This window comes from Leifsonia sp. 115AMFTsu3.1, from assembly GCF_004362795.1.
GTDB lineage: Bacteria > Actinomycetota > Actinomycetes > Actinomycetales > Microbacteriaceae > Leifsonia.
Genome location: NZ_SNYB01000002.1, coordinates 454230 through 479368, shown reverse-complemented (window position 1 = coordinate 479368; position 25139 = coordinate 454230). Strand labels below are relative to the sequence as shown.

Genomic DNA, 25139 nt, shown 5'->3' with positions numbered 1-25139 from the left:
TGCGATTGGATTGTGCCCATGGCCGCCCGACTTCTTCTCACCCGCCGCCTCGTGCAGCTGCTGATCGGACTCTTCCTCTACGGGATCGCGATCGCGCTCATGGTGCGCGCCGGGATCGGCCTGTCGCCGTGGGATGTTCTGGCACAGGGTCTGTCGCTCAAGACCGGCATCCCCTTCGGGTTCGTCACCAACCTGGTCGGACTCGTCGTGCTGGCGTTCTGGATCCCGCTGCGGCAGCGTCCGGGCCTCGGAACCGTGCTCAACGTGCTGCTGGTCGGCCCGAGCGCGCAACTCGGCCTCGACCTGCTGCCGCAGCAGACGGAGCTCTGGGCGCAGGTGCTGTTCTTCGTGGCCGGCCTCGCGCTGCTCGCCGTCGCGACCGGCCTGTACATCGGTCCGCGCCTCGGCCCGGGCCCGCGCGACGGGCTGATGACCGGCCTGCACGCCCGCACCGGCCGGCCGATCTGGATGGTGCGGACCGCCATCGAGGTGACCGTACTCATCATCGGGTGGGTGCTCGGCGGTAACGTCGGGGTGGGGACGCTCGCGTTCGCGCTCCTGGTCGGCCCGCTGTGCAGCATCACCCTCCCCTTCTTCGCGATCCGCCTGCCGCAGGACGCTGCAACGACTGCGGCACGGCTGGAGAGCGAGCTCGAGGGAACGGCCGAGCAGTCGGCCGGCCTCGAGGAGGAGCAGGGTGCCGTCCGTTTCGACGTGCGCGACGGCATCCTGCTCGAATCCGACCGGGCGGCGCACGAGCGCGCATCCCGGGCGGACTCCCCCTTCGTCCGGGGTCCGCAGCCCGACCGCGCCCCGCGCGCTCCGCGCTCTGAGCGCGCAGACCGCCCCTCGCGCGTGATCGCCGCGCACTGGCTGGACGACCGCATCACGCGCCGCCCGCGCCACCCCTGACCCCTGATCCCGCACCTCCCTCTCGCCGCCGCATCTCCCACCGTCGAGTCCGCACAAACTGCACGCCGAAGGGGCGTAAAGCGGTAAGTCTTCGCGGACTCGACGGCGGGGTGAGGTTAGGCGAGGTGGGCGGCGGCGTAGACGCGGAGGGCGTCGCGCACGAAGGCGGCGTTCTCGGCGCCGCCGTAGTTCGCGGCGAACCGCTCGTCGGCGACGTACATCTCGCCGAGACCGGTCAGGTACGCGGCCGTCGGCGCGCCGGTGCCGTATCCCGGCGTTCCCGGGATGCCGCCCAGCCACTCGGCGTGACGCTTCGCGAGCGCCTGCGCCTCGTCCGACTCCGGTGCGACACCGGCGGCCGCCGCGGACTTCCAGTCGGCCGCGAGCCGCTCCTGCCGGGCCTGCCAGTCGGCACGCTCCTCCGCGGTCTTGCTGCGCCACCAGCGGTCCGACGCCGCGTAGGCGTCCTTCCCCCAGCGCTGCTCGACCTCGTCCTTGTACTGGGTGTGATCGAATCCGTCGAACATCTGCTCGGCCACGATCTCCTCTCCTTCCTCCACTGCGTGGATCGTCGACTCGACCGACGCGATCTGCCGCGCCAGCCGTTCCCGCTCCGCCTGCAACCACGCAAGGTGGTCACGCAGGGCGGGCACCGCATCCGTGCGGTCGTCGAGCACCCGGCCGACGGCGTCGAGGCCGAGACCGAGCTCCCGGAGAAGCAGGATGCGCTGAAGCCGCACGAGGGAGTCGCGGTCGTAGTACCGGTAGCCGTTGCCGCCGACGCGGCTCGGCTTCAGCAGCCCGATGGCGTCGTAGTGGCGCAGCGTCCGGCTGGTGGTGCCGGCGATCCGCGCGATGTCCTGGATAGACCAGTCCATGTCTTCCTCCTTCCGTGCGGTGCGTCATCCACGCTAGGAGTTGACGTTACGTCAAGGTCAAGCGGCCCGGCTACAGTGTTCGCGTGCGCAGCATCCGTTCGACCACCCGCGTCGCCCCCGGCATCCTGTTCGTCGAGGGTCCGCTCTCGAACTGGACCGTGTTCCACGGCGATGGAGCGGTCGAGCTCGTCGACTGCGGCTACCCGGCCGATCGCCCGCTGGTCGAGGAATCGATCCGTCTCGCGGGTGCCGACCCGGCCGACCTGAAGGACATCCTGATCACGCACGGCCACTCGGATCACCTCGGCGCGAGCGCGCAGTTCGCCGCCGAGCTCGGCGTGGTCGTCGCGGCGGCACCGGCCGAGCTCCCGAACGTCCGGCGCGACATCACCGAGCAGGTCACGGTCGCCGACCTGCTGCCGTCCGCGCTGAAGCGCGGCACCGTCCGCTGGGCGATCGCCGCCGTGCGGGCGGGAGGTCTGGGCGATGTCGGGGTCCGGGATGCGGTCGCGCTGGAGGGGGACGAGGTCACCCTGAGCACGGGGCACACCCTCCAGCTCGTCCCCGCCCCCGGCCATACGACCGGCAGCGTCTGCTTCTTCGAGCCGACGTCACGCGCGCTGCTGACCGGCGACGCCATCGTGACGGGTCATCCGCTGCTGCGCGAGAGCGGTGAGCTGCAGCAGCTGCCCGCCTTCTTCCAGCACGACCCCGATGAGGCCGCGCTCAGCGCGCGCAGGCTGGTGTTGTGCGACGCCGAGGTGGTGCTGCCGGGGCACGGACCGCTGGTCGCGTTCCCGGCGAGCGCGCGCCCCTGAGGCGCGGCCGGATCAGCGCTTCGCGCGCGCCGGCACCTTCTTCTGAGGCGTGCCGGTGCCCGCAGCTCCGGCAGCCGCCGAAGCCGGCTGCCCACCTTCGGGCTGCGGCTCCGGGATCGTCCCGGCGACCGCCTCCGCGCTGTCCTGCGGCTCCCCGATCGTGATCGGCACCGGGTGGATGTGGATGCGCGTGTGCGCCTTCGACGCCGGCACGAGCGGTCGGCGTGCGACCGGGCGCACGGGCTCGCCGCGACGGTCCTGGCCGGGGAGCGGGCGCGAGCGCCGGCCGTAGATGAGCGACGAGGAGTCGAGCAGCCACGGGACGAGCGCGACGGTGACGCCGTGGCAGAGCATGAGCTGCTTGCTGATGCGGCGCGCGCGGTGGTTGTGCAGCAGCGCCTCCCACCAGTGGCCGACGATGTACTGCGGCAGGTAGACCGTCACGACCTCGGAGCCGTGCTCCTCGCGCCGGTGCTTCATGTACTTGATGAGCGGAACGCCGAATTCGCGATACGGCGACTCGATGATCGTGAGCGGAACGTGGATGTTCTGCTCGACCCACTGCCGCTGCAGCTTCTGCGTCGACTCCTCGTCGATCGAGACGTGCACGGCCTCGATCGAGTCGTGCCGCGCGGCGATCGCGTAGTCGAGCGCCTTCAGCGCCGGCTTCTGCATCTTGCCGATGAGGACGATGGCGTGGTCGCCGACGCTGCCGAACGTCGTCACGGGGTCGACTTCGACCTCTTTCTCGACGTCGCGGTAGTAGCGGTTCACGCCGAGCATGAGGAACCAGAGGATCGGCATGAAGATGAAGACGAGGTACGCGCCGTGCGTGAACTTCGTGATCGTGACGACGATGAGCACGATCGCGGTCAGACAGGCGCCGAAGGCGTTGATGCAGAGCGAGCGGATGATGCCGGTGCGTTCTCGGCCGGTCTGGCCTCCCGAGCGCAGTAGCGTGATCCAGTGCTTCACCATCCCGGACTGGCCGAGGGTGAACGACACGAACACGCCGATGATGTACAGCTGGATGAGCTGGGTCAGGTTCGCCTGGTAGACGACCAGCAGGACCGTGGCGGCAAGCGCCAGGATGATCATGCCGTTCGAGTAGACGAGGCGGTCGCCGCGCGTGTTGAGTGCTTTCGGAGCGTACGAGTCGCGGGCGAGCACAGAGCCGAGCAGCGGGAATCCGTTGAAGGCGGTGTTGGCCGCGAGCAGCAGCACCACCGCCGTCGCGGCCTGCACCAGGAAGAAGAAGAACGTGTTGTTGCCGAAGGTCGCCGCGGCGATCTGGGCGATGAGGCTGCGCTGCGGCTGGGTGGCGCACTGCGCCCATCCCTGCAGGTCGCACGGGTTCTCGGCGTAGTGGACGCCGCTGATCAGCGCGGTGGCGGTCAGGCCGGCGAACAGGGTGATCGCGATGCCGCCCATGAGGCCGAGGGTGATGCGGGCGTTGCGGATCTTCGGGGTTCGGAACGCGGGGACGCCGTTGGCGACGGCCTCCACACCGGTCAGAGCCGAACATCCACTCGAGAAGGCGCGCAGCAGGAGCAGGACGACGGCCGCTTGCGTGAGCGAGTCGGCGTGCACCTGGTAGCCGGCGGACTCGGCGACCGGGGCGTCTCCGAACACCGTGCGGACGAGAGCCGTCACGATCATGAGGGCGATGCTGCCGATGAAGATGTAGGTCGGCAGCGCGAACGCCTTCGACGACTCCCGCACGCCGCGCAGGTTGATGGCGGCGATGATGATGACGCAGAGGATGGCCAGTTCGACGCGCCACGGGGCCAGGAACGGCAACGCCGAGATGACGTTGTCGACGCCGGATGCGACGGACACGGCGACGGTGAGGACGTAGTCCACGAGCAGCGCCGAGGCGACGATCAGGCCGGCCTTCTCGCCGAGGTTCTTGTGAGCGACCTCGTAGTCGCCACCGCCCGAGGGGTAGGCCTTCACCAGCTGGCGGTAGCTGAGCACGACGGTGATGAGCAGCACGACGACGGCCGCGGCGACCCACGGCGCGAACGTCAGGAAGGCGAGACCGCCGAGCAGCAGGATCATCAGGAGTTCCTGCGGAGCGTACGCGACACTCGACAGCGCGTCGGAGGCGAAGATGGGTAGCGCGAGGTGCTTCGGGAGCAGCTGCCCTTCGAGCTTTTCGCTCGGAAGCGGGTCGCCGATCAACCAGCGCTTCGGGGATCTCCCCTCATTTGTCACGAGTGGCGAGCATACTCGCTGGCAATCCACTGTCAAGTCGGCGCGTCGGGCCTTCCGAACCCCGTCGTTCTGCAAAGACTGGGGGCTGCTCCTCCGCGGGGCGTTCCCCCGCGGATTGCCGCGGCGGAACGACCCGAAGAGGTCTCACTGGGAGCCGGATGAGCATTTCCTGACTCTTTCCCAAAGCCGATGACCGGCGCTCAGCGGCGGCCGATCGCCTCGACGAGCACGCGCCGGACGCGGTCCAGCTCGTCCTTGAGAAGCGGGACGATGTCTGCTGGGAGCGCGCCGCGAGCGGCCTGGTAGCGGAGGTCCGTGCGGAGCTGCTGACGGAAGTCGTTCAGAGCCGCCTCGGCCTCGCGCGCGGCCGCGTTGCCCGCCGCGCGCGCATCCCGCCCGGCGTCGCGCGCCTCCTGACGCGGGTCCACCCGCGAGCCGTTCCGCTTGGCCTCGCGAGCCGCGGAGGCGAGCTCTGCGCGCAGTGTGCGCATTGCGTCGTTCACCCCGGCGCGCACCTCGTCCGCCAGGCGGCGCACGGAGTCGGTGACCTCCTCCTCGATCGCGTCGAGCTCCGGTCGGCGAGCCTCGAGCTCGGCCCGGCCGGCGTCGGTGATCTGGTACACCGTCTTCCGCCCCTCGGTCGCCTTGGTGACCAGGCCCTCCTCCTCCAGCTTCGCCAGCCGCGGGTAGATGGTGCCGGCGCTCGGACTGTAGGTGCCGCCGAAGCGCTCGGTCAGCGCCTGGATGAGCTCGTAGCCGTGTCGCGGCGCCTCATCCAGCAGGCTCAGCAGGTACAGCCGGAGGCTCCCGTGCGAGAAGACGGGAGTCACGCCGACGCCTCCGCGCTCCGCTCGGCGGCAGCGCTACGAAGCACCGCGGCGTCGCCGGAGACCGAATTGATGCTGATCTCGACCCACGTGCCGTCGAGCGTGCCGGCCGTGCCGGTGTAGCCCTTGCCCATCCCGCCGACCACGGTCATGTTGTCGAGCTGCACCTTGCCCGAGACCGTGTTGACGCGGTAGCGCGCGCCGACGGCCTCCGGGATGCGGATGGTCGTATCGCCGGACACGGTGTTGACGGCGATGTCGTCCGGAGTGCCGGTGACGTCGAGCATCACGTCGCCGGAGACGCCGTCGGACGAGAAGCGCCGGATGGCACCGGTCGCCGTGACGTCGCCGGAGACGGTGTGAGCGCTGATGCGGCCGGTGTGGTCGCGGACGGACAGCTCGCCGCTGACCGAGTTGAGCTCGACGTCGCCGGTGAGGCCATCGGCGACGACATCGCCCGAGACAGTGCTCAGACGGGCGTCCGTGTTGAGGCCCGAGACCAGCGCAGCTGCCGAGACGACGCCGAACTTGAGCTCGACGTCGCGCGGCACGAGCACGCTGACATCGGCACGGGCGCTGGAGCGCATCGACTTGAAGACCTCGATGAAGTTGTCCCACCGCAGCTGCGGGTGATCGATCTCGAGACGGTCGCCGTCGACCACGATCTTCAGGTCACGACCCGTGACCGAGTGCACCTCGATGCGCGCTCCGGGCTCATCGTGTCCGACGATGTCGATCTGACCGCCGATGAACCCGACCTTGAGGGTGCGGACGACCTCGATGTCGATCGTGCGGCTCTCGCCCGGCTGGATCAGCCACTTCTCCTGTGCCATGCTTCCTGCTCCTTCTCTTCCGGCCCATGCCGGGGCCGTCGGTGACTCGCGTTATATCGCGACTGTTGACGGATTCACGATATATCGCGACTGGGGTGGATGCAAGGCCTCGACGGTCCGAATCCCCTGGATTCAGGGTGCGGTCAGGGAGAACCCTGAGCGGGCGCGAACTGACGTGCCGCGGCGGGCCGCTAGCGCCGCAGCCAGGGCTGGAGCAGCCGGGTGACGAACGGCAGAAGGAAGTACGTCATCGTCGGCGTCAAGCACAGCGTGGTGATGAGCACAGTCGCGATCGGCCACAGCTCGTGCCAGCCCGGGACGAAGGAGGTGACGAGAGTCGTGAACAGGAGCGACAACGGGAAGAAGCCCAGCCAGATCGTCACGGCCTGCTTCCAGCGCGGAGGAGCGGCGGGGACGCCCGGCTGCGGCGCGTCGAACCAGCCCTCGATGCCCGTGCGGCGCTCCACCCGAGCCACTTCCACCAGCTCGCGTCCCTCATAGAGCCACTCCGCGCGGTCGTCGGACGCCTCCCACGCCTCCAGTGTGTCGGCGTCCGCGAAGCGGTACAGCATGTGCCATTCGTCCGAGTCGGCGTGCGCGCGCACCCAGCCGGAGCCGAGGAACCCGTCGTAGGTGTTCGCGAGGTTGACACCGGACTGGACCCAGTGGGTCACCTCGGCGAGACGGTTGCCGTCGACGCGGCGGGTGATGGAGACGGTGACGGGAAGACGGCGCGCTCGTGACGCATCCAGAAGCGGCTCTTGTGGAGACATGCCTCCATTGTCTCCGCGGCGCGTTACACGCGGATTTCGGGCGGCGTCAGCGCGGCGTCAGCGCGGGCCGATGAGGGGCGGGCCGTCGCGGACGACGAGGCGAGGTGCGACGAGCCGGTGCCGCGGATCGGCGACCTCCTCGCCGGGGCGGACCCGGCCGCCGTGCGCGCCCGTCAGGAGTTCCAGCACCCCCGCGGCGACCTCGTCGAGCGGCTGGGCCACGCTGGAGAAGCCGAGCGACGCAGCAACCGGGGTGTCGTCGTACCCGACGACCGGGATGCGGCCGCCCGCGGCGGTGAGAACTCCGAGCGCGAGGGAGTCGGACGTGCACACCACGCCGTCGACCGTTCCGGCCTGGGCTTCGAGCCGGCGGATCGCCTCGGCGCCGAACGGCACGCGGTCCTCGGCCGACACCTCCAGCAGCCGCAGTTCGTCGTCCGTCAGGCCGCTGCCCTCGCGCATCGCCTCGAGCCAGCCTTCGCGGCGGTCGTCGCCGGTGCCGGATCCCGCAGGCCAGCCGATGAACCCGATGCGCCTGCGGCCCCGGGAGAGCAGGTGCGCTGTGGCGTCGCGGAGGCCCGAGCGCCCATCCACGTCGACCCAGAGGTGCTCGGGATCGGTCATGTCGTCGATCCCCCACGGCCGGCCGAATGTCACGAACGACTGACCGTGCTCGATCAGCCACTCCGTCCGCGGATCACCGTGGAAGGTCGAGGTGAGGACGAACGCGTCCACGTCCGCGGCATCCGAGAGACGGCGGAACTGCTCGATCTCATCGTCCGGGCCGGCGGCGGTGAACAACAGCATCCGCAAGCCCTGCCGGTCGGCGCGCTCGGTGAGCGCGTGCAGGAAGCGGTCGAGGATGCTCCCGGAGATGCCGTCCTGCGTGATCGGATCGAGCCGGATGCCGATGGTCGAGCTCTTCTGGGTGCGGAGGCGACGCGCGGAGGCGTGCGGCCGGTAACCGAGCGAATGGATCGCGGCCTGAACCCGTTCCCGCGTCTCCGGACGGACGAGTTCGGGGGCATTCAAGACGTTCGACACCGTCTGGCGGGACACCCCGGCGACCCCGGCGACGTCGCTGACGGTCGGCTGCGCACCCATCGCGACTCCCTCCTCCGGCGGCTGGATATGACCCTACTGGTCTGCTTGACACCCCGTGAACCTCGTGATTAGTGTGACAAGCATCCCGCTTTGATCGTTCAAAGTCACCGTAGCAGGTGAAAATTTGATCGATCAAACGCCGGGCGTGACGGACAGGCTGTGACGAGGAGGTCGAAAATGCACGCATTGCTGCGTCGCACCAGCGCCTCCACGCCTCACGCCGAGTTGTTCACAACAAGCACCATCCACCGGGTTGTCCACGACCTCCCCCACCCTGCACGCGTGCGCCCCCTCCACCGGGCACACTCACATCAAGGAGAGACACGAATGCGCAAGATCACCCATCGCTGGCTCGCGGGCGGCGCCGTCGCCGCCGCGGCAGCGCTCACGCTCACGGCCTGCGGGTCCGGCTTCAGCGGCGGCAGCAGCGGCGACGACACCGGAAAGCTGACGTCGTCCGACAAGGCCCTCACGGTCATGATCGGATCGTCCGGCGACGCCGAGACCGCGGCGGTCAAGTCGGCGGTCTCGGACTGGTCGAAGAGTTCCGGCACGAAGGCATCCGTCGTCGCCGCCAGCGACCTCAACCAGCAGCTCTCGCAGGGCTTCGCCGCGAAGAAGCCGGCCGACGTCTTCTACCTCTCCACCGACGCACTGGCGGGCTACGCCTCCAACGGCTCGCTCCTCGCCTACGGCGACCAGCTCAGCAACAAGAGCGACTTCTACCCGAGCCTCGTGAAGTCGTTCACGTACGACGGCAAGTTCTACTGCGCCCCGAAGGACTTCTCGACGCTGCAGCTCATCATCAACACCGATGCGTGGAGCGCCGCGGGCCTCACCGACGCCGACATCCCGAAGACGTGGGACCAGCTGGAGTCGGTGGCGAAGAAGCTCACCACCGGCAGCCAGGTCGGCCTCGGCATCTCCGGTGAGTACGCCCGGGTCGGGTCGTTCATGGTCCAGGCCGGCGGCAACTTGATGAACGACGACAGCACCAAGGCCACCGCCAACAGCGACGCCAATGTCCAGGCGCTCGACTTCGTGAAGAAGATGCTCAACGGCGGCGAGCTGAAGTACGCGAAGGACCTCGGCGCCGGCTGGGGCGGCGAAGCCTTCGGCAAGGGTCTCGCGGCGATGACGATCGAGGGCAACTGGATCACCGGCGCCCTGAAGTCCGACTTCCCGAACATCAAGTACAAGGTCGCGGAGCTGCCCGAGGGCCCGGCCGGACAGGGCACCCTGCAGTTCACGAACTGCTGGGGGATCGCCGCCGACAGCCCCAACCAGGCCGCCGCGCTGAAGCTCGTCGAGAAGCTCACCAGCAAGGGCGACCAGCTCGCCTTCTCGAAGGCCTTCGGCCCGATGCCGTCGATCAAGTCGGCCGCAGACGAGTGGAAGTCCGCCAACCCCGACCTCGTGCCCTTCCTGGACGCCGCCGACTACGCCAAGGGCGTTCCGACCGCGAAGGGATCGGCCGATGTCGTCACCGACCTGAACAGCAAGCTCGAGTCGCTGGCCACCGGTGACCCGAAGGCGATCCTCGACGCCACGCAGAAGAACCTCGAAGCTCTGCTGAAGTAAGGAAGCCTCCCGTCATGTCCACAACCACGAGTCGGTCTCGTCGCACCGGTCTGCGGCGCGGCGAGACCGCCTCGGGGTGGTTGTTCACCGCCCCGGTCATCCTGCTGCTCGGCGTCTTCCTGGTGATCCCGGTGCTCATGGCGCTGTGGGTCAGCTTCTCCGACTGGGGCGGCCGGGGCAGCCCCTTCTCCTCCGACGTGAATTTCGTCGGCTTCGACAACTACGCGAAGCTCCTCGCCGGCGGCGGTCTCGCCGAGCAGGACTTCGGCATGTCGCTCAAGAACAACGCCTGGTACGTCGTGCTCGTCGTGCCGATCCAGACCGCGGTGTCGCTCGGCCTCGCCGTGCTCGTGAACCGTGCGATCCTGCGGGGTCGCGGGTTCTTCCGGACGGCGTTCTACTTCCCCTCCGTGACCAGCTCCGTCGCCATCACCGTGCTGTGGCTCTTCCTGTTCAGCACCAGCGGCGCCGTCAACAAGGTGCTGTCGTGGGTCGGCATCCACGGGCCGAACTGGTTCAACGACCCCTCGGGCATCATCCATGACCTGCTCGCCGTGTTCGGCGTGACGCAGGGCCCCGCCGCGCTCACCCAGAACACCGCGCTCGGCGTCTCGTGGTGGGACTGGCTGGGCGGCCCGTCCGTCGCCATGACGGCGTACATCATCATGGCCGTCTTCACCACGAGCGGCACGTTCATGCTGCTCTTCCTCGCGGCGCTGCAGAACCTCGGCGGCGACATCACGGAAGCGGCGATGATGGACGGCGCGAACGGCTGGCAGCGCTTCTGGAGGATCACCCTCCCGCAGCTGCGACCGACACTGTTCACGGTCCTCACGCTCGGGCTCATCGGCTGCTGGCAGGTGTTCGACCAGATCTACACCGGAACCCGAGGGGCACCCGGCAAGACGACGCTGACGCCCGCGTACCTCTCCTATCAGACGTCGTTCGTCAACCAGGAATGGGGACAGGGCGCCGCGATCGCCTTCATCCTCTTCGTCATCATCGTCGTGTTCACCCTGCTGCAGCGGTGGATCCTGCGCGAGCGCACGGTCTCCAAGAGGCGGATGCGGCTGTACCAGCCCGCGTTGGCGGCCGGCACGGCAGCGGGAGGCGCTCCGAGCAGCGTCCCGTCCTCCCGCAGCGACGACTCCGAGCGGAAGGGAGCGATCCGATGAGCTCCACCACCATCCAGGCGGAGCGCGCGACCGCGCCCGCACCGATGCCGCCGGCTCGTCCACGTCGGCGACGCTCGACAGCGACCATCGTCGCCACGTCCGTCACGTACGCGATCCTGATCGCGCTGGCGGTCGTGTACATCATGCCGTTCCTGATCCAGCTGGCCACGTCGTTCAAGACGGACGCCGAGGCGACGGCGAACCCGGTGTCGCTCATCCCGCAGACGTTCACCACGGCCGCGTACACGAAGCTGTTCGTCAACTCCGACTTCCCGGTCTGGTTCGCCAACTCGGCCGTGGTGACCGTGTTCGTCACACTGGGCCGGGTGTTCTTCGACTCGCTCGCGGGCTACGCCCTCGCGCGCTTGCACTTCCGCGGGCGCACCGTCGTGTTCGCGGCGCTGGTCGCGGTGATGTCCGTGCCGATGGTCGTGCTCCTCATCCCCAAGTTCCTCGTCATCAACCAGCTCGGCATCTACGACTCGTACACGGGCATGATCCTGCCGCTGCTGACGGACGCCGCCGGCGTCTTCATCATGAAGAACTTCTTCGAGTCCATCCCGGCGAGCGTCGAGGAGCAGGCGAGGATCGACGGAGCGGGCACCTTCCGGGTGTTCTGGTCGATCGTGCTCCCGATGGCCCGGCCGGCCCTCATCACGATCGTCATCCTGTCGTTCCAGGGGTCGTGGAACGAGCTGGCGCACTTCATCGTCTCGACGCAGAGCCCCTCGCTGACGACCCTGACAAAGGGCGTCGCCGGGCTCGCCAGCGGTCAGCTGAGCCAGGGCAGTCAGTACCCGCTCAAACTGGCGGCAGCGGCCATCATGACCATCCCCGTCGCGGTGCTGTTCTTCATCTTCCAGAGGCGGATCATGAACTCCAGTGAGGGAGCGGTGAAGGAATGACGGCAGCGGAACCGACCATCCTCGCCACCTGCGGCGGGCTGAACGGCGGCGAGTGGACCGACTCCGTGTACGGGCCGCTGCTGCACCACGCAATCGAGCTGGCCGACGTGCACGGGCGCGTCCCACGCGTCACCCACATCAACACCGCGGGCGGCGACCAGCGCCACGTCGAGGGGGCCGAGCTCGAAGCGGCCCGGGCTGCCGGTGTCGAGGCGACGCACCTCCGGCTCTTCCCGCATCCCAACATCGCCGATGTCCGCGCGCACCTCCTGTCGCAGGATGTCGTCTGGGTGAGCGGCGGAAGCCTCGTCAATCTCCTGGCCGTCTGGCGGGCGCACGGCCTCGACCGGATACTGACCGAGGCGTGGCGGCGCGGGGTGGTGCTCGCCGGAGGATCCGCGGGCGCGCTCTGCTGGCACGAGGGCGGGACGACATCGTCCTTCGGCCCCGACATCTCCGCCGTCCGCGACGGGATCGGCCTCGTCCCCGGGTCCCTGGCCGTCCACTACGACTCCGACCCGCGACGACGCCCGGCGCACCAGAGCGCCGTGGCCGGCGGAACACTTCCCGACGGCTACGCGCTCGACGAAGGGGTCGGCCTCGTCTACCGGGACCGCGCCGTGGTGGACATCGTGGCCGAGCGCCCCGGCGTCTCCGCCTGGCGGCTCACCCGGACCGACGACGGCGTGCGCGAGGAACGCCTCGCGCCTCGCCTCCTCGCCGAGGAGGTCGCCGCATGACCTCCGACACCGGGACCCACCGCCACCCCCTGGTCTCCCGCGATTCCGCCCCATCCACGCCCACCGACGACCGCACGACCGAACACCCCGCTGACGCCCCGCGCGCGCTCGGCGACGACCACGAAGGCACGATCACCACAATGACCCAGCCCCTCCAGCCGCTCCTCCACGACAGCGTCGTGGTGCTGACCGCACCGTCCCAGGCCTGGTCGGCCGCTGACGGGCGCATCGACGGGCACGGCATCCACGGCTTCTACCATTCCGACCTCCGGGTGCTGGATCACGTCCTCCTCAGCGTGGGAGGCGCCGTGCCGGAGCACATCGCGACCGCCTCACCGGATGCCGCCACGACCGTCTTCACCGCCCTGGCTCGGGGGATCGACGATGCGACGGCGGATCCGCGGGTGCGGATCGGCCAGCGACGGACGGTCGCTGTCGGCTCGCTCGGCGAGCGCATCGTCGTGCGCAACGCCCTGGGCGAAGGCCTGCGAACCACCGTCGAAGTCGAACTGCGGGCCGACTTCAGCCCCATGCAGAAGATCAAGGCGGGGCTGTCCGGGAGCGAGTACCCGGTGACCGTCGATCGGGGCGAGGGCAACGCTGGGGGCGAGGCCGTCGTGCTCGGCAGCGGTCCCGTCACCGCCCGGGTGTCGGCTCGCGGCGCGACTGCAACCGTCGACGGCCGGAACGTCACCCTCCACTGGGACGTGGACGTGCCCGCGCACGGAGAGGCCGTCGTGGAGTGGAGCACCGGCGTCGACGATCCGACGGCGGTCGTGGCCGGTGCCGTGCCGTCGCCGGAGTGGTCCGCCTTCCGCGCCACCACTGGCGACTCCCGGCTGGCGTCCTGGCTCGACCGCGCGGTCGCCGACCTCCAGGCGCTCCGCATGTCGACGGTCGAGCACCCCGACGACGTCTTCCTCGCGGCGGGCGCCCCGTGGTTCTTCACGCTGTTCGGACGTGACTCGCTCTGGGCGGCTCGGATGCTGCTGCCGCTCGGCCACGAGATCGCGGCGTCGACGCTGCGAGTGCTCGCCGAGTACCAGGGAACGGAGTCGGTCGCGGAGACGGCGGAGCAGCCCGGCAAGATCATGCACGAGCTGCGGCCCGGCGCGCTGGTGATCCCCGGCGAAGGCGTCGTCCTCCCGCCGCTGTACTACGGCACCGTCGACGCGACGGCGCTCTGGATCTGTCTGCTGCACGACGCCTGGCGCTGGGGCATGCCCCGAGACGAGATCCAAGCGCTGCTGCCCCACCTCGAGGCTGCCCTGGCGTGGATGCGCGACTACGGCGACAGCGACGGAGACGGCTTCCTCGAGTACATCGACACCACGGGTCACGGCCTCGCCAACCAGGGCTGGAAGGACTCGGGCGACTCGATCCAGTGGCGCGACGGCACGCTGGCCGACGGTCCGATCGCCCTGTGCGAGGTGCAGGGGTACGCCTACGAAGCCGCCATCGGCGGCGCTGCACTCTTGGATGCCTTCGACCGGCCGGGAGGCGACGCCTGGCGCGGCTGGGCGGCCGACCTCAAGCAGCGCTTCGCCGACGCCTTCTGGATCGCCGACCCGGCCGGCGCGTATCCCGCGGTGGCGCTCGACGCCGCCAAACGCAAGGTCGACACCGTCACGAGCAACATCGGCCACCTCCTCGGCACGGGAATCCTGGATGCCGATCAGGCGGCGCTGGTCGCACGACGCCTCGTCTCGCCGGAGCTGTCGTCCGGCTACGGCCTGCGCACGATGTCGACGGACTCGGCGGGCTACTGGCCGCTCAGCTACCACGGCGGCTCCGTCTGGGCGCACGACACGGCCATCGCGATCACCGGGCTCGCGCGCGACGGCTTCCGCGCCGAAGCCGCGCAGCTGTCGGATGGGCTCCTCGCCGCGGCGGCGGGATTCGGCTACCGGATGCCGGAGCTGCACTCGGGCGACAGCGCCTCGGAGACCAGCGCACCCATCCCCTACCCCGCAGCGTGCCGACCACAGGCGTGGTCGGCGGCGGCCGCGGTGGCCGTGCTCAGCGCCCGGCTCGGCCTGCGCGCGGACGCCCCGCAAGGCCGCTTCGAGGTCGACCCAGACGAGACGGCGGGCGGCATCGAGGTGGAAGGTCTCCGCTTCGCGGGACAGCCCCGCTCCGTCACTGCGTGACCCGAGGAGCCTGAGCAAGCGAGCGCGTGCCGGGGCGCACGTGCCGTTTACAGCTGCGCCATGATCTGGCGCGCGATGATCCGGCCGGCGCGGTTCGCGCCGATCGTCGACGCCTGCGGACCATACCCGGCAAGGAATATGCGCGAGTCCTGCCAGGAGGCACCGGAGGCGACGGTCAGACCGCCCGTCTTCTCCCGCAGGTGCAGCGGGGCCAGATGACGCAGCTCCGGCCGGAACCCGGTCGCCCAGATGATCGCGTCGGCACGGGTGAACGAGCCGTCAGGCCAGCGCACGCCGTCCTTCTCGATGCGGGTGAACATCGGGCGCTCGATGAGCACGCCGCGTTCGATCCCGGCGGCGATCCGTCGCGTGCGAGGAACGCCCGTGCCGCTCACGATCGACGGGAGGGCCTCCCCGGCGCGCGCCGCCGCGTCCTGCATCGCCACCGCGGCGACGCCGCCCTCGATGGTGAGCTCCGACTCGTCGCGGAAGTCCACCGGCCGCCTGGTCGCCCAGGTCAGCGACTCGGCCACACCCTCCAGCTCGAGCAGGAAGCCGATCGCGCTCGTGCCGCCGCCCACGACGACCACCGACTGACCGGCGAACTCGTCGGCCGAGCGGTACGTCGAGGTATGGACGTGACGCCCGGCGAAGTCGTTCATTCCCGGGTAGTAGGGCACGAAGGGCGAGCCCCAGGTTCCCGAGGCGTTGACGACGATGCGCGTCGCCGTCTCGCCCGCACTGTGCTCGACGACGAGGTCCGCGCCCCGGTCGGAGACGCTGTGCACGGCCACCGGTCGCTGCACTTGGAGGCCGAAATGGTCTTCGTAGCGGCGGTAGTAGCCGGCGACGATGTCACGTGCCGGGAGCGACCGGTCGGCCGTGTCGAAGCTGAGACCCAGCTCCGACATCCCCGGCAGATCGTTCACGTGATGGGCGCTGCCGAGCTTGAGCGCATCCCACCGGTGCTGCCAGGCTCCGCCGGTCACAGGACCGCGGTCATAGACGATGAAATCTTCGCCCGGGGTCAGCTCGAACCGCCGCAGATAGTAGGCGACGGCGAGCCCTGCCTGGCCCGCGCCGATGACCACCACCTGGGTCTCGGTCCTGGTCGTGCTCACCCGCTTATCCCATCACTTCTCGCTGTGCGGGAACTCGGGGGTCCGTGATGTCCGCATGCTAAACTCCATGCTAGTTTTCACTGTTTCTATTCGATCCCCGGGGAGCCTCTCTCGCCCGGGCTGGGACCAAAAGGGGGTCACGCATGGGGCGCGGCCGTCAGAAGGCAAAACACACCAAGATCGCGCGGCAGTTGAAGTCGTTCAGTCCCAATGTGAACTACGACGCTCTGGAGCGTGAGCTGACCGGCCACTCCCATGGCGACGACGAGCAATACGCGAAGTGGGCCGAGTACGAGGCGGAGGACGAGACCGAGTCCGAGGACGCCTATGCGTACGAAGACGAGGACGAGGAGACGGGCACTCCGAAGCGCGCCTAGCGCCGGCCGCCCGTACTGAGCTGCGATCCTTCGCGGCTCAGAGCCAGCCCTGTCGTGTCGCGATGGACACGGCCTCGGAACGGTTGCGCGCGCCCGTCTTCCCGATCGCGCTCGAGAGGTGGTTCCGGACCGTCCCGTCGCTGAGGTGCAGCCGGCGGGCGATGTCCGAGATCGTCCCGCCCTCGGCTGCGACCTCCAGCACCTCGGCCTCCCGAACGGTCAGCGGTGACGCTCCGGACGCGAGCGACTCAGCCGCGAGCGCGGGGTCGACCACCCGCAGCCCGGCGGCCACCCGGCGCACAGCATCCGCGAGCTGACCCGACGGGGTGTCCTTGACGACGAACCCCGAAGCGCCTGCCTCCATCGCGCGGCGCAGATAGCCCGGCCGCCCGAACGTCGTCACGATCAGCGACCGGCACCCGGGCACGGCGGCCCGCAGCTGTGCCGCCGCCTGGATGCCGTCCGCGCCGGGCATCTCCACGTCGAGCAGCGCGACATCGGCTCGGGATGCGCGGGCCGCATCCACGACTTCGTCGCCCCTCCCGACCTGCGCGACCACCTCGAGGTCCGGTTCGAGGTCGAGCAGGGCGGCGAGCGCGCCACGGACCAGCGCCTGATCGTCGGCCAGCAACAGCCGGATGGTGTCGGTCACACGGCCCTCCTCACGCTCAGCAGAGTGCCTCCGCGGGGTCCGGATCCGACGGCGATCCTGGCGCCGACCTGCGCGGCGCGGGCGCTCAAACCGGCGAGGCCGGATCCGTCGCGCGCGGAGGGCGAGACCTCCGCCCCCACCGGCGCCGGTTCCGGCCCGCTCCCGTGCGGGCCGCGCCCGTCGTCCTCGATGTCGAGGCTCTCCGGTCCGACGGTCACCCAGCAGTTGCGCGAGCCGGAGTGGCGGATCACGTTGGTGACGCCCTCGCGCAGCACCCAGCCGAACAGCTCGCGCAGCTCCGGGTCGACGTCCTCACCGTTGCGGGGGAGGTGCGCGTGGATGTCGGCGGCCGCCAGTCCCGCCTGCGCGGCGGCGAGCTCGGTCGACAGGCTCATCTCGCGGTACCCGGCGACAGCGGCGCGCAGGTCGGCCAGCGCCGACCGGCTGAGACGCTCGATGTCGGCGATCTCCTCCGCCGCCCGATCCGGGTCGACGGGGATGAGCCTCCGGGCGAGCTCCGACTTGACCGTGACGACGGTGAGCGAGTGCCCCAGCACGTCGTGCATGTCGCGCGAGAACCGGGCGCGTTCCTCGATGACGGCCAGCCGGGCGATCTCGCCCTGTGCGTTGCGCAGCCGTCGGAGTGCGTCGATCTGTCGGGCGAATGCGCTCATCATCACGCCGATGGACACGGTGACCAGCGCGATGAACCAGTCGTCCTCCACGGTTCCGGCGACCGTCAGCACGATGAGCTGGAGGCCGCCGAGCGCCCCGATGATGGTCAACGCGATCGGGGTGCGTGACACGACCATCCCGGCGACGCACGCCACGTAGACCCAGGTCCAGCAGGCGACGACCCCGATCAGCGGGAAGAGCGTCAGCGTGAGCGCGAAGTAGAGGCCGATCCCGACCAGTCGCCGGCGCTCCGTCTCCCACCAGAGGAGCGGCGGGAGCACGAGGAAGCCGAGGTAGACCACGGCGAGCAGAGCGGTGATGCCCAGCTTCTCGGTGACCGTGCCCTGCGCCGTCCACAGTCCGACGAGCACCGAGGCCTGGTACAGCAGGCCGATCGTCGCGCCCGGGTACCAGCGGTACGCGGCCGGGTGGAGGAGGCGGGCGCGCCATCCGACCGGACGAACCTCCGGCACCTCACGCGAGAACACGTTGCTACCTTAGCCAGCGGCCCGGCGCCGCTCAGCCCCGCGCCGCATCGCGCCGGTAGCGCCAGACGATGAGCGCCCCCAGCGCCAGCGCCCACGCAGTGAGCACGATCGCCGGCGTCAGCGCGTCGCCGCTCTGCAGCGCGCCGAGCTGACCGACACGGTTGAGCCAGTACGACGGCACGGCCCGCGCCACGTCCGCCACCCAGGCGGGGAACACCTGCAGCGGGATCCACAGTCCGCCGAGCACGGCCATGCCCATGAAGACGGCCATGAACAGCGGCTGGGCGAACTCCGGCTTGGCGAACTGCCCGATCAGGATGCCGAGCAGCGCGAACGGGATCACACCGCACCAGATCGCCAGCCCGGCGAGAAGCCAGCTGCCGACGGAGAGGTCAGGATGGTACAGCGCGATGGAGACGCCGATGATGACGACGATGCTGAACAGGGCGAGCGCCAGAGCGGCGACGAGCTTCGACACGAGGTAGCCCGTGCCGCTCAGCGGCGTGATCCGCAGCTGCCGGTTCCAGCCGATGGAGCGCTCGGTGACGATCTGGAATGCCTGCGACAGAGCCGACATCATCCCGCCGTAGGCGGCGACCTGGATCGTCGTGACCACGATCCACGGCAGGTGCGTCGTCGAATCGACCTGCCCGGCGCCGCCGAACGTGCCCCCGAAGGCGAACAGCATGACGAGCGGAACGGCGAGGGTGAAGATCATCGCGCGCATGTTCTTCAGCTGGCGGAGGGACTCGCGCCCCAGGTAGGCGATGCTCATGAGAGTGCTCCTTCGGTGTCGCGCGCCTCGGTGAGGGCGAGGAATGCCTCGTCCATGGTGTGCGCGGTCACTTCGATGTCGTGGATGTCGTGGTGCGTCGCGAGCAGTGCGCGCAGGGTGGCGTCGGAGTCGTCGCTGACGAGGGTGAGGACGTCGCCGCGGCGCTCGGCGCTGCGCACTCCGGGAAGCGCGTTCAGCGCTGCGGTGCCGGCACCGGTCTCCGGGAAAGCAGCGGTGGCGCGGATGCGGCGACCGGACACGACCGCCTTGACCTCGGCGGGCGTGCCGTCGGCCACGATCCGTCCGCGCGCCATCATGACGATGCGGTCGGCGTACTCGTCCGCCTCGTCGAGGTAGTGAGTGGCGAACACGACCGTCCGCCCGGCGTCGGTGAACTCGCGCATCGACTGCCAGAAGGTGCGGCGCGCCTCCACATCCATCGCCGCCGTCGGCTCGTCGAGGAACAGGAGGTCCGGGTCGCAGACGACGGCGACGGCGAACCGTGCGCGCTGGAGCTGACCGCCGGACAGCTTGGAGACGCGCTGACGCGCGATCTCCGTGCACCGCGCGCGTTGGAGGGCCTCGGCGACGCTGAGGGGGTGCCGGTGGGCTGCGGCGACCAGCGCCACCGACTCGGCGACCGTCAGCGTGGGCAGCAGCGCGCCGCCCTGCAGCATGGCGCCGACGCGGCCGGCGGCGACAGCCTGGCGTGGCGCGGCGCCGAACAGCTCAGCCCGTCCCGCGGTCGGACGCGCGAGCCCGAGCGCGAGGTCGATGGTGGTGGACTTGCCGGCCCCATTAGGGCCGAGCAGGGCGACGACCTCGCCCGGGCGGATGCACAGATCGACGCCGTCGACGGCGGTCAGCGCGCCGAAGGTCTTGCGCAGGCTGGACAGGTGGATGGCGGGTGTCTCGTTCACCTCTCCAGAGTGCCGACCGGCGTCCGGCGCAGAGCAGAGCGGGTGTCAGGATCTGCGGGTGACGTTTGTCATGCCCGTGCTTCGCGCATCCCGGCCGCACGCACGAGCCCGAGGACGCCGAGGATGCCGCCCGCGGTGAGCAGGATGCCTCCGAACAGCAGGGCGAGGTCCTGTCCGGCGGCCGTCGTCGCGCCCGGGCCGGCGGCCGTCGGGTCGTCCGGCGGGAGCACGGACGAGACCGCCGCCGGCGCAGCATTACCGCCATGCGTGCCTGCGGCCGCTGCCGTCGCGGGCGCCACGGCGGCGACGGCAGGCAGCGCCACAGTCGCCGAGGCCGTCGTCACCGAGGTGGATGCGCGCTGCAGCAGCACGAAGAAGGTTGCGGCGGGCGATCCCGCAGGGCGGGAGGCGAGCGGCACCCGGACCGTTGCCGTCGTCTGACCGTCGGCCAGAGCGACCGTGGTGGCCAGCGCCGTGTAGTCGGCGCCTGCGCGGGCGGTGCCGTCGGCGGTCATGACGTCGACCGTGGCATCGCCCGCGCCGGACGAGCGGGAGACCGTGACGAGGACGCTGGTGCTTCCGGCAACGACCGAGTCGGTCGCGACGGTCAGCGGGGCACTCGGTGCCGTCGCGGTGAAGGTCGCGGTTCCGACCGCGCTGAGGAGCCCGGACGCCTGCTCGGGCTGGAACGTCGCCGTGACGGTGTGCGTGCCCGTGGCGGACACCGGAAGGTCGGCGCGCGCGACGCCGGACGCGGAGACGGGCGCAACGACCTGCGCCCCTCCGTCGAGGGCGAAGGCGACCGTGCCGGATCCGGGAGCCGCGAGCAGCATCCGGGTCACCGTCGCCGAGACGGCAGCCGTGCCGCCGGCCGCGACCTTCGCCGGCGTGCTGAGAGTGACAGCGGTCGCCGCCGTGCAGGCGGGTGCGGCGGCGAAATCGGTGGTGGTCGGGCCCAGGCGCCAGCCGAGCGTGGGCTCGGCAGCGGCATCCACGGTCAGAAGCCAGACACCGTGATGCTCGCCCGGCTCGAAGACGGACGGCTGGCCCCGGTCGACGGCACCGGTCGTGAGGTCGTTCGACCCGCCTCCCGCGGGGACGGAGACCGGCACGGACGCCGTCGAACGGTAGCCGAGCACGACCGTGCGGGCCGCGACGGTGCCGAGCGGCGCATCCTGAACACAGTCGACCAGCGGGGTGAGCGCATCGGCCGGCGCGGGCTGCACGGAGACGGGCGGATCCGCCAGCGCCGGAGAGGCAGCGGCCACGACCCCGAGGCCGGAAAGAGCGAGAAGGGTGAGCGCCGACGCCAGGCGGAAGCGGGCGGTCGGTCGGCTCACACGCGTCACTCTAGCGGGAGGACGCCCGACCGCGCTCCGACCAAAAAGGGTGACGTGAGGTCAGCCGGCGTAGGAGCCGACGAGGCGCACGGCGCCGCCGTCGACGCCCTTGGCGCCCTGCTCGAACCCGGTCAGGTCGCGCGCGGACGTCGAGACGACGCCGGCGCGCCAGGTGGGGATGCCGTCGGCCGTGATCGCCGCCGCGACCGCATCCGCGGCCTCCGGCGCGACGACCGCGAACATCCCGATGCCGAGGTTCCAGGTGCCCTCGCTCGACTCGAGCGAACTGCCCGCGAGATCGCTCAGGATGCGGAAGACCGGCGTCGGCGACCAGCTGGACCGGTCGACCTCGACCCACGAGCCCACCGGGAGGACGCGGGCGAGGTTCGCGGCGATGCCACCGCCGGTGACGTGGCTGAGCGAGTGGATGGCGCCGTCGAGCGCCGGGTCCTGCAGCACGCGCAGGAGCGGGCCCGTGTACAGGCGCGTCGGCTCGAGCAGGGCCTCGCCGACGACACCGCCGAACTCGGCGGACTGGTCGGTGAACCCGATGCCGCGCGCGGCGAGGATGTGGCGGACCAGCGAGTAGCCGTTGGAGTGCAGACCGGACGACGCCATCGCGAGCACGACGTCGCCGTGTCGCACGCGATCGGCGCCGAGCACGGCATCCGCCTCGACCGCTCCCACCGCTGCGCCCGCGACGTCGTAGTCGTCCGGCCCCAGGAGACCGGGGTGCTCGGCCGTCTCGCCGCCGACGAGGGCGGTGCCGGTCTCCGCGCACGCGGTCGCGATGCCCGCGACGATCGCGGCGATCCGCTCCGGGACGACCTTGCCGCACGCGATGTAGTCGGTCATGAACAGCGGGCGTGCTCCGACCACGACGATGTCGTCGACGACCATCCCGACCAGGTCCTGACCGATGGTGTCGTGCTTATCGAGCGCCTGCGCGATGGCGACCTTGGTGCCGACACCGTCGGTGGAGGTGGCCAGTAGCGGGCGGTCGAAGTCCTTCAGGAACGAGACGTCGAACAGGCCGGCGAACCCTCCGACGCCGCCCAGCACCTCGGGCCCGTGGGTGCGGCCGACGGCCGCCTTCATCAGCTCGACGGCCCGGTCGCCCGCAGCGGTGTCGACGCCGGCGGCGGCGTAGGAAGCGGACGAGGAGGCTGCGGAGTCGGTCACCGGTCCATCGTATCCGGGGGCCGTTGGCAGCGGAAAAGCGCCCCTACTCCTGGCGGCCGGGGTCGCCGAAGCTGAGCAGCGGCTCGAGCTCCGAGTCCGGGCCGGGCTCGCATCCATCGGACGTCGCGTCGGAGCCGTCGTCCGTCGGGCTGACCTCCGGACGCTCGAGCAGGTTCTTGCCCAGGTGGTGCGCGTCCGGGAGCTCGATCGGGTACTTGCCCGTGAAGCACGCCGTGCACAGCAGTTCGCGCGGCTGCTCGGTCGCGTCGATCATGCCGTCTTCGGAGAGGTAGCCGAGGCTGTCGGCGCCGATCGACTGGCGCACCTCCTCCACCCCCAGGCCCGTGGCGATGAGCTCGGCGCGCGAGGCGAAGTCGATGCCGTAGAAGCACGGCCAGGTGATGGGCGGGCTCGAGATGCGGACGTGCACCTCGGCCGCACCGGCCTCGCGGAGCATCGACACCAGTGCGCGCTGCGTGTTGCCGCGAACGATGGAGTCGTCGACCACGATCAGGCGCTTGCCCTTGATGACCTCCTTCAGCGGGTTCAGCTTCAGCTTGATACCGCGCTGGCGGATGGTCTGCGACGGCTGGATGAACGTGCGGCCGACGTACGAGTTCTTGACGAGGCCCTGACCGAACGGGATGCCGGACGCCTGCGCGTAGCCGATGGCCGCCGGGGTGCCGGACTCGGGCGTCGGGATGACCAAATCGGCTTCGACCGCGTGCTCGCGAGCGAGCTGGCGGCCCATCTCGACGCGGGCCTCGTAGACGCCGCGGCCGGAGATGGTGGTGTCGGGACGTGCCAGATAGACGTACTCGAAGACGCATCCCGCGCGCTTCTCGGAGGCGAAGCGCTGGCTGCGGAGGCCGTTCTCGTCGATGGCGATCAGCTCGCCCGGCTCGACCTCGCGCACGAAGCTGGCGCCGACGATGTCGAGTGCTGCGGTCTCGGAGGCGACGACCCACCCGCGCTCCAGGCGGCCGAGCACCAGCGGGCGGACGCCCTGCGGGTCGCGGGCGGCGTACAGCGTGTGCTCGTCCATGAAGACCAGGCAGTAGGCGCCGCGCAGACGCGGCAGCACCTCCAGGGCGGTCGCCTCGAGCGTGTGGTCCAGGTCGCCGGTGAGGAGCGCCGTGACGACCGCGGTGTCGGTCGTGTTGCCCCGGCTGAGCTCGCCGTCGTGCTGCGGGTAGCGCTCGTGGACGAGCTGCATCAGCTCGGCGGTGTTGGTCAGGTTGCCGTTGTGGCCGAGGGCGACGGTGCCGCTCGCCGTGGAGCCGAGGGTCGGCTGCGCGTTCTGCCAGCTGGATGCGCCGGTGGTGGAATAACGCGTGTGGCCGACGGCGATGTGGCCGGGCAGCGAGTTCAGCGCGTTCTCGTTGAAGACCTGGGAGACCAGACCCATGTCCTTGTAGATCAGGATCTTGTCGCCGTCGCTCGTCGCGATGCCTGCCGACTCCTGGCCGCGGTGCTGGAGCGCGTAGAGCCCGAAGTAGCTGAGCTTGGCGACCTCCTCACCGGGAGCCCAGACGCCGAAGACACCACAGGCGTCCTGCGGCCCCTTCTCGCCGGGTAGCAGATCGTGACTGAGAAGACCGTCGCCTCCGGCCACAGCGGACCCCTTTCAGGAAGTCGGGATGTTCAGCTCTGGGTGTCGCTCGTGCTGCTGTCGTTCGTGCCGGGCTCCGGCTGCGAGCCCTCGTGCCGCACGGGCGACGACCCGGGCTCGGGGACGCGCACGTCGATTCTATCCGCCTGGACGCTGCGCGCTCGACGGGCGGTCACCCGGTCGAGCACCAGAGCGACGACGGCGCCGACCGCGACGCCCACCGTCACGCCGATCGCGAGCAGGAAGCCGAACACGGAACCGCGGTCGTACGTCGGGTTCTCCGGGAAGGAGAAGGTGAGGATGAGAGCGACGATGGCGAAGAGGATCGCGCCGGTGATCATGAAGCGGAAGTAGCGCGGGGAGCGGCGCACGCGGACCTCGGCGGGTGTGACGGTCTCCTCGACCTGCGGGTCGGTGACCTGCGGGTCGGTGACCTGCCTGTCCTCGGGGGTGTCGCTCATGCCTTCATTCTCCCAGATCGAACCTGAGCGGCCGTCGGCCGTCATGACCCGTCGTCCCGGCCGTCTGAATGGGTATGAGCACCTCGAAGAGCCCGGCAGCCGCATCCCGGATCGCCGCTGCACTCGGCCCGGCGGTGGCGGGCGGGTTTCGCGCTGCTGCTGGTCGTCGCCGCGATCGTGGGCGTGCTGGGCGGCATGCACTGACGGCACGCCGGCCGCGCCCCCGGCTCAGTAGCGCAGCGGGAGGAGCCCTTGGAGGGACGCCCGCTGGCCGGATGCGTGCACCGCGCCGGACGCGATCCCCTCGTCCCACGTCATCGAACCGGAGGCGAGCGCAAGCCATGTGGCGGCATCCGTCTCGATGACGTTCGGCGGCGTCCCACGCGTGTGACGCGGACCCGGGATGCACTGCACCGCTCCGAACGGCGGCACGCGCACCTCGACGGTGTTGCCCGGCGCGCGCTCCGCCAGCAGCTGCAGCAGGTACCGGACCGCCGTCGCCGTGGTGTTGCGGTCGGCGCCGCCCGCGACGGCCGCCCGGACGGCCGGCCCGCCGACCTCGTCCGCGATCTTCGCTCTCGCCATGGCATCCATCCTTCCACCGCGCACGCCTGGAGCCGGAG

The 25139-nt window shown here is 70.3% G+C and carries 24 protein-coding genes; 8 read left to right on the top strand and 16 right to left on the bottom strand.

The window, feature by feature from the left end; genetic code table 11:
- Window positions 1–18: 18 nt before the first annotated feature.
- Window positions 19–912: a membrane protein gene (locus AXZ95_RS13280; protein ID WP_018192323.1), complete on the top strand. Its 894-nt coding sequence runs from the start codon at window positions 19–21 to the stop codon at window positions 910–912.
- Window positions 913–1028: 116 nt separating this feature from the next.
- On the opposite strand, the gene AXZ95_RS13275 is transcribed toward AXZ95_RS13280, so the two are convergent.
- Window positions 1029–1790 (bottom strand): MerR family transcriptional regulator, encoded by a 762-nt coding sequence (locus tag AXZ95_RS13275; protein WP_018192324.1) that lies wholly within the window; start codon window positions 1788–1790, stop codon window positions 1029–1031.
- Window positions 1791–1873: 83 nt separating this feature from the next.
- Here AXZ95_RS13275 and AXZ95_RS13270 point away from each other — a divergent pair, with 83 nt between their 5' ends.
- Entirely contained in the window at window positions 1874–2608 is a 735-nt protein-coding gene (locus AXZ95_RS13270; RefSeq protein ID WP_018192325.1) for an MBL fold metallo-hydrolase, read from the top strand.
- A 12-nt stretch (window positions 2609–2620) separates the two neighbouring features.
- Here AXZ95_RS13270 and AXZ95_RS13265 read toward each other — a convergent pair whose 3' ends face one another.
- The 5 genes from AXZ95_RS13265 to AXZ95_RS13245 form a co-directional block, all read right to left on the bottom strand.
- Window positions 2621–4792 (bottom strand): APC family permease, encoded by a 2172-nt coding sequence (locus tag AXZ95_RS13265; RefSeq protein ID WP_018192326.1) that lies wholly within the window; start codon window positions 4790–4792, stop codon window positions 2621–2623.
- A gap of 233 nt (window positions 4793–5025) precedes the next feature.
- Entirely contained in the window at window positions 5026–5655 is a 630-nt protein-coding gene (locus AXZ95_RS13260; protein ID WP_018192327.1) for a PadR family transcriptional regulator, read from the bottom strand.
- Complete coding sequence (locus AXZ95_RS13255; protein ID WP_018192328.1) at window positions 5652–6485, bottom strand: DUF4097 family beta strand repeat-containing protein; 834 nt, start codon at window positions 6483–6485, stop codon at window positions 5652–5654. The genes AXZ95_RS13260 and AXZ95_RS13255 overlap by 4 nt, the downstream gene beginning before the upstream one ends.
- Window positions 6486–6676: 191 nt before the next feature.
- A complete protein-coding gene (locus AXZ95_RS13250; protein ID WP_018192329.1) occupies window positions 6677–7258 on the bottom strand; it encodes an antibiotic biosynthesis monooxygenase in 582 nt (193 codons plus the stop codon).
- A gap of 57 nt (window positions 7259–7315) precedes the next feature.
- Window positions 7316–8362, bottom strand: coding sequence for a LacI family DNA-binding transcriptional regulator (locus AXZ95_RS13245; protein WP_018192330.1), 1047 nt, complete (start codon window positions 8360–8362; stop codon window positions 7316–7318).
- A 327-nt stretch (window positions 8363–8689) separates the two neighbouring features.
- Between AXZ95_RS13245 and AXZ95_RS13240 the strand changes: the two genes are divergently transcribed.
- Genes AXZ95_RS13240 through AXZ95_RS13220 form a run of 5 tightly spaced genes read left to right on the top strand, consistent with a single transcriptional unit; the run spans window position 8690 to window position 14913 of the window.
- Window positions 8690–9943: an extracellular solute-binding protein gene (locus AXZ95_RS13240; protein WP_018192331.1), complete on the top strand. Its 1254-nt coding sequence runs from the start codon at window positions 8690–8692 to the stop codon at window positions 9941–9943.
- 14 nt (window positions 9944–9957) lie between these two features.
- On the top strand, window positions 9958–11118 hold the full coding sequence (locus AXZ95_RS13235) for a sugar ABC transporter permease (protein ID WP_018192332.1): 1161 nt from the start codon (window positions 9958–9960) through the stop codon (window positions 11116–11118).
- Window positions 11115–12023, top strand: a complete 909-nt coding sequence (locus AXZ95_RS13230) for a carbohydrate ABC transporter permease (RefSeq protein WP_018192333.1) — start codon at window positions 11115–11117, stop codon at window positions 12021–12023. The genes AXZ95_RS13235 and AXZ95_RS13230 overlap by 4 nt, the downstream gene beginning before the upstream one ends.
- Window positions 12020–12763: a peptidase E gene (locus AXZ95_RS13225; protein ID WP_018192334.1), complete on the top strand. Its 744-nt coding sequence runs from the start codon at window positions 12020–12022 to the stop codon at window positions 12761–12763. Before AXZ95_RS13230 ends, AXZ95_RS13225 begins: the two co-directional genes overlap by 4 nt.
- Window positions 12760–14913 carry a glycogen debranching N-terminal domain-containing protein gene (locus tag AXZ95_RS13220; protein ID WP_018192335.1) on the top strand — a complete coding sequence of 718 codons (2154 nt, stop codon included), beginning with the start codon at window positions 12760–12762 and terminating at the stop codon, window positions 14911–14913. Before AXZ95_RS13225 ends, AXZ95_RS13220 begins: the two co-directional genes overlap by 4 nt.
- A gap of 47 nt (window positions 14914–14960) precedes the next feature.
- Here AXZ95_RS13220 and AXZ95_RS13215 read toward each other — a convergent pair whose 3' ends face one another.
- Window positions 14961–16034: an NAD(P)-binding domain-containing protein gene (locus AXZ95_RS13215; protein WP_018192336.1), complete on the bottom strand. Its 1074-nt coding sequence runs from the start codon at window positions 16032–16034 to the stop codon at window positions 14961–14963.
- Between the two features lie 143 nt (window positions 16035–16177).
- Between AXZ95_RS13215 and AXZ95_RS13210 the strand changes: the two genes are divergently transcribed.
- The gene (locus AXZ95_RS13210) at window positions 16178–16411 is read left to right on the top strand and encodes a DUF3073 domain-containing protein (RefSeq protein WP_018192337.1); all 234 of its coding nucleotides are present in this window, start codon (window positions 16178–16180) and stop codon (window positions 16409–16411) included.
- Between the two features lie 37 nt (window positions 16412–16448).
- Here AXZ95_RS13210 and AXZ95_RS13205 read toward each other — a convergent pair whose 3' ends face one another.
- The 9 genes from AXZ95_RS13205 to AXZ95_RS13165 all read right to left on the bottom strand — a co-directional run bounded on the left by AXZ95_RS13205 (window position 16449) and on the right by AXZ95_RS13165 (window position 25101).
- A complete protein-coding gene (locus AXZ95_RS13205; protein WP_018192338.1) occupies window positions 16449–17063 on the bottom strand; it encodes a response regulator transcription factor in 615 nt (204 codons plus the stop codon).
- The gene (locus tag AXZ95_RS13200) at window positions 17060–18226 is read right to left on the bottom strand and encodes a histidine kinase (protein WP_018192339.1); all 1167 of its coding nucleotides are present in this window, start codon (window positions 18224–18226) and stop codon (window positions 17060–17062) included. Before AXZ95_RS13200 ends, AXZ95_RS13205 begins: the two co-directional genes overlap by 4 nt.
- Before the next feature lie 31 nt (window positions 18227–18257).
- Entirely contained in the window at window positions 18258–19001 is a 744-nt protein-coding gene (locus tag AXZ95_RS13195) for an ABC transporter permease (protein ID WP_018192340.1), read from the bottom strand.
- On the bottom strand, window positions 18998–19921 hold the full coding sequence (locus AXZ95_RS13190; RefSeq protein ID WP_018192341.1) for an ABC transporter ATP-binding protein: 924 nt from the start codon (window positions 19919–19921) through the stop codon (window positions 18998–19000). Before AXZ95_RS13190 ends, AXZ95_RS13195 begins: the two co-directional genes overlap by 4 nt.
- 68 nt (window positions 19922–19989) lie before the next feature.
- On the bottom strand, window positions 19990–21261 hold the full coding sequence (locus AXZ95_RS13185; RefSeq protein WP_133638908.1) for a Calx-beta domain-containing protein: 1272 nt from the start codon (window positions 21259–21261) through the stop codon (window positions 19990–19992).
- Between the two features lie 60 nt (window positions 21262–21321).
- Window positions 21322–22443, bottom strand: a complete 1122-nt coding sequence (gene purM / locus AXZ95_RS13180; protein WP_018192342.1) for a phosphoribosylformylglycinamidine cyclo-ligase — start codon at window positions 22441–22443, stop codon at window positions 21322–21324.
- 43 nt (window positions 22444–22486) lie between these two features.
- Complete coding sequence (purF, locus tag AXZ95_RS13175; RefSeq protein ID WP_018192343.1) at window positions 22487–24058, bottom strand: amidophosphoribosyltransferase; 1572 nt, start codon at window positions 24056–24058, stop codon at window positions 22487–22489.
- Between the two features lie 29 nt (window positions 24059–24087).
- The gene (locus AXZ95_RS13170; RefSeq protein ID WP_018192344.1) at window positions 24088–24516 is read right to left on the bottom strand and encodes a hypothetical protein; all 429 of its coding nucleotides are present in this window, start codon (window positions 24514–24516) and stop codon (window positions 24088–24090) included.
- A 228-nt stretch (window positions 24517–24744) separates the two neighbouring features.
- On the bottom strand, window positions 24745–25101 hold the full coding sequence (locus tag AXZ95_RS13165) for a sterol carrier family protein (RefSeq protein WP_018192345.1): 357 nt from the start codon (window positions 25099–25101) through the stop codon (window positions 24745–24747).
- Between the last annotated feature and the right edge of the window lie 38 nt (window positions 25102–25139).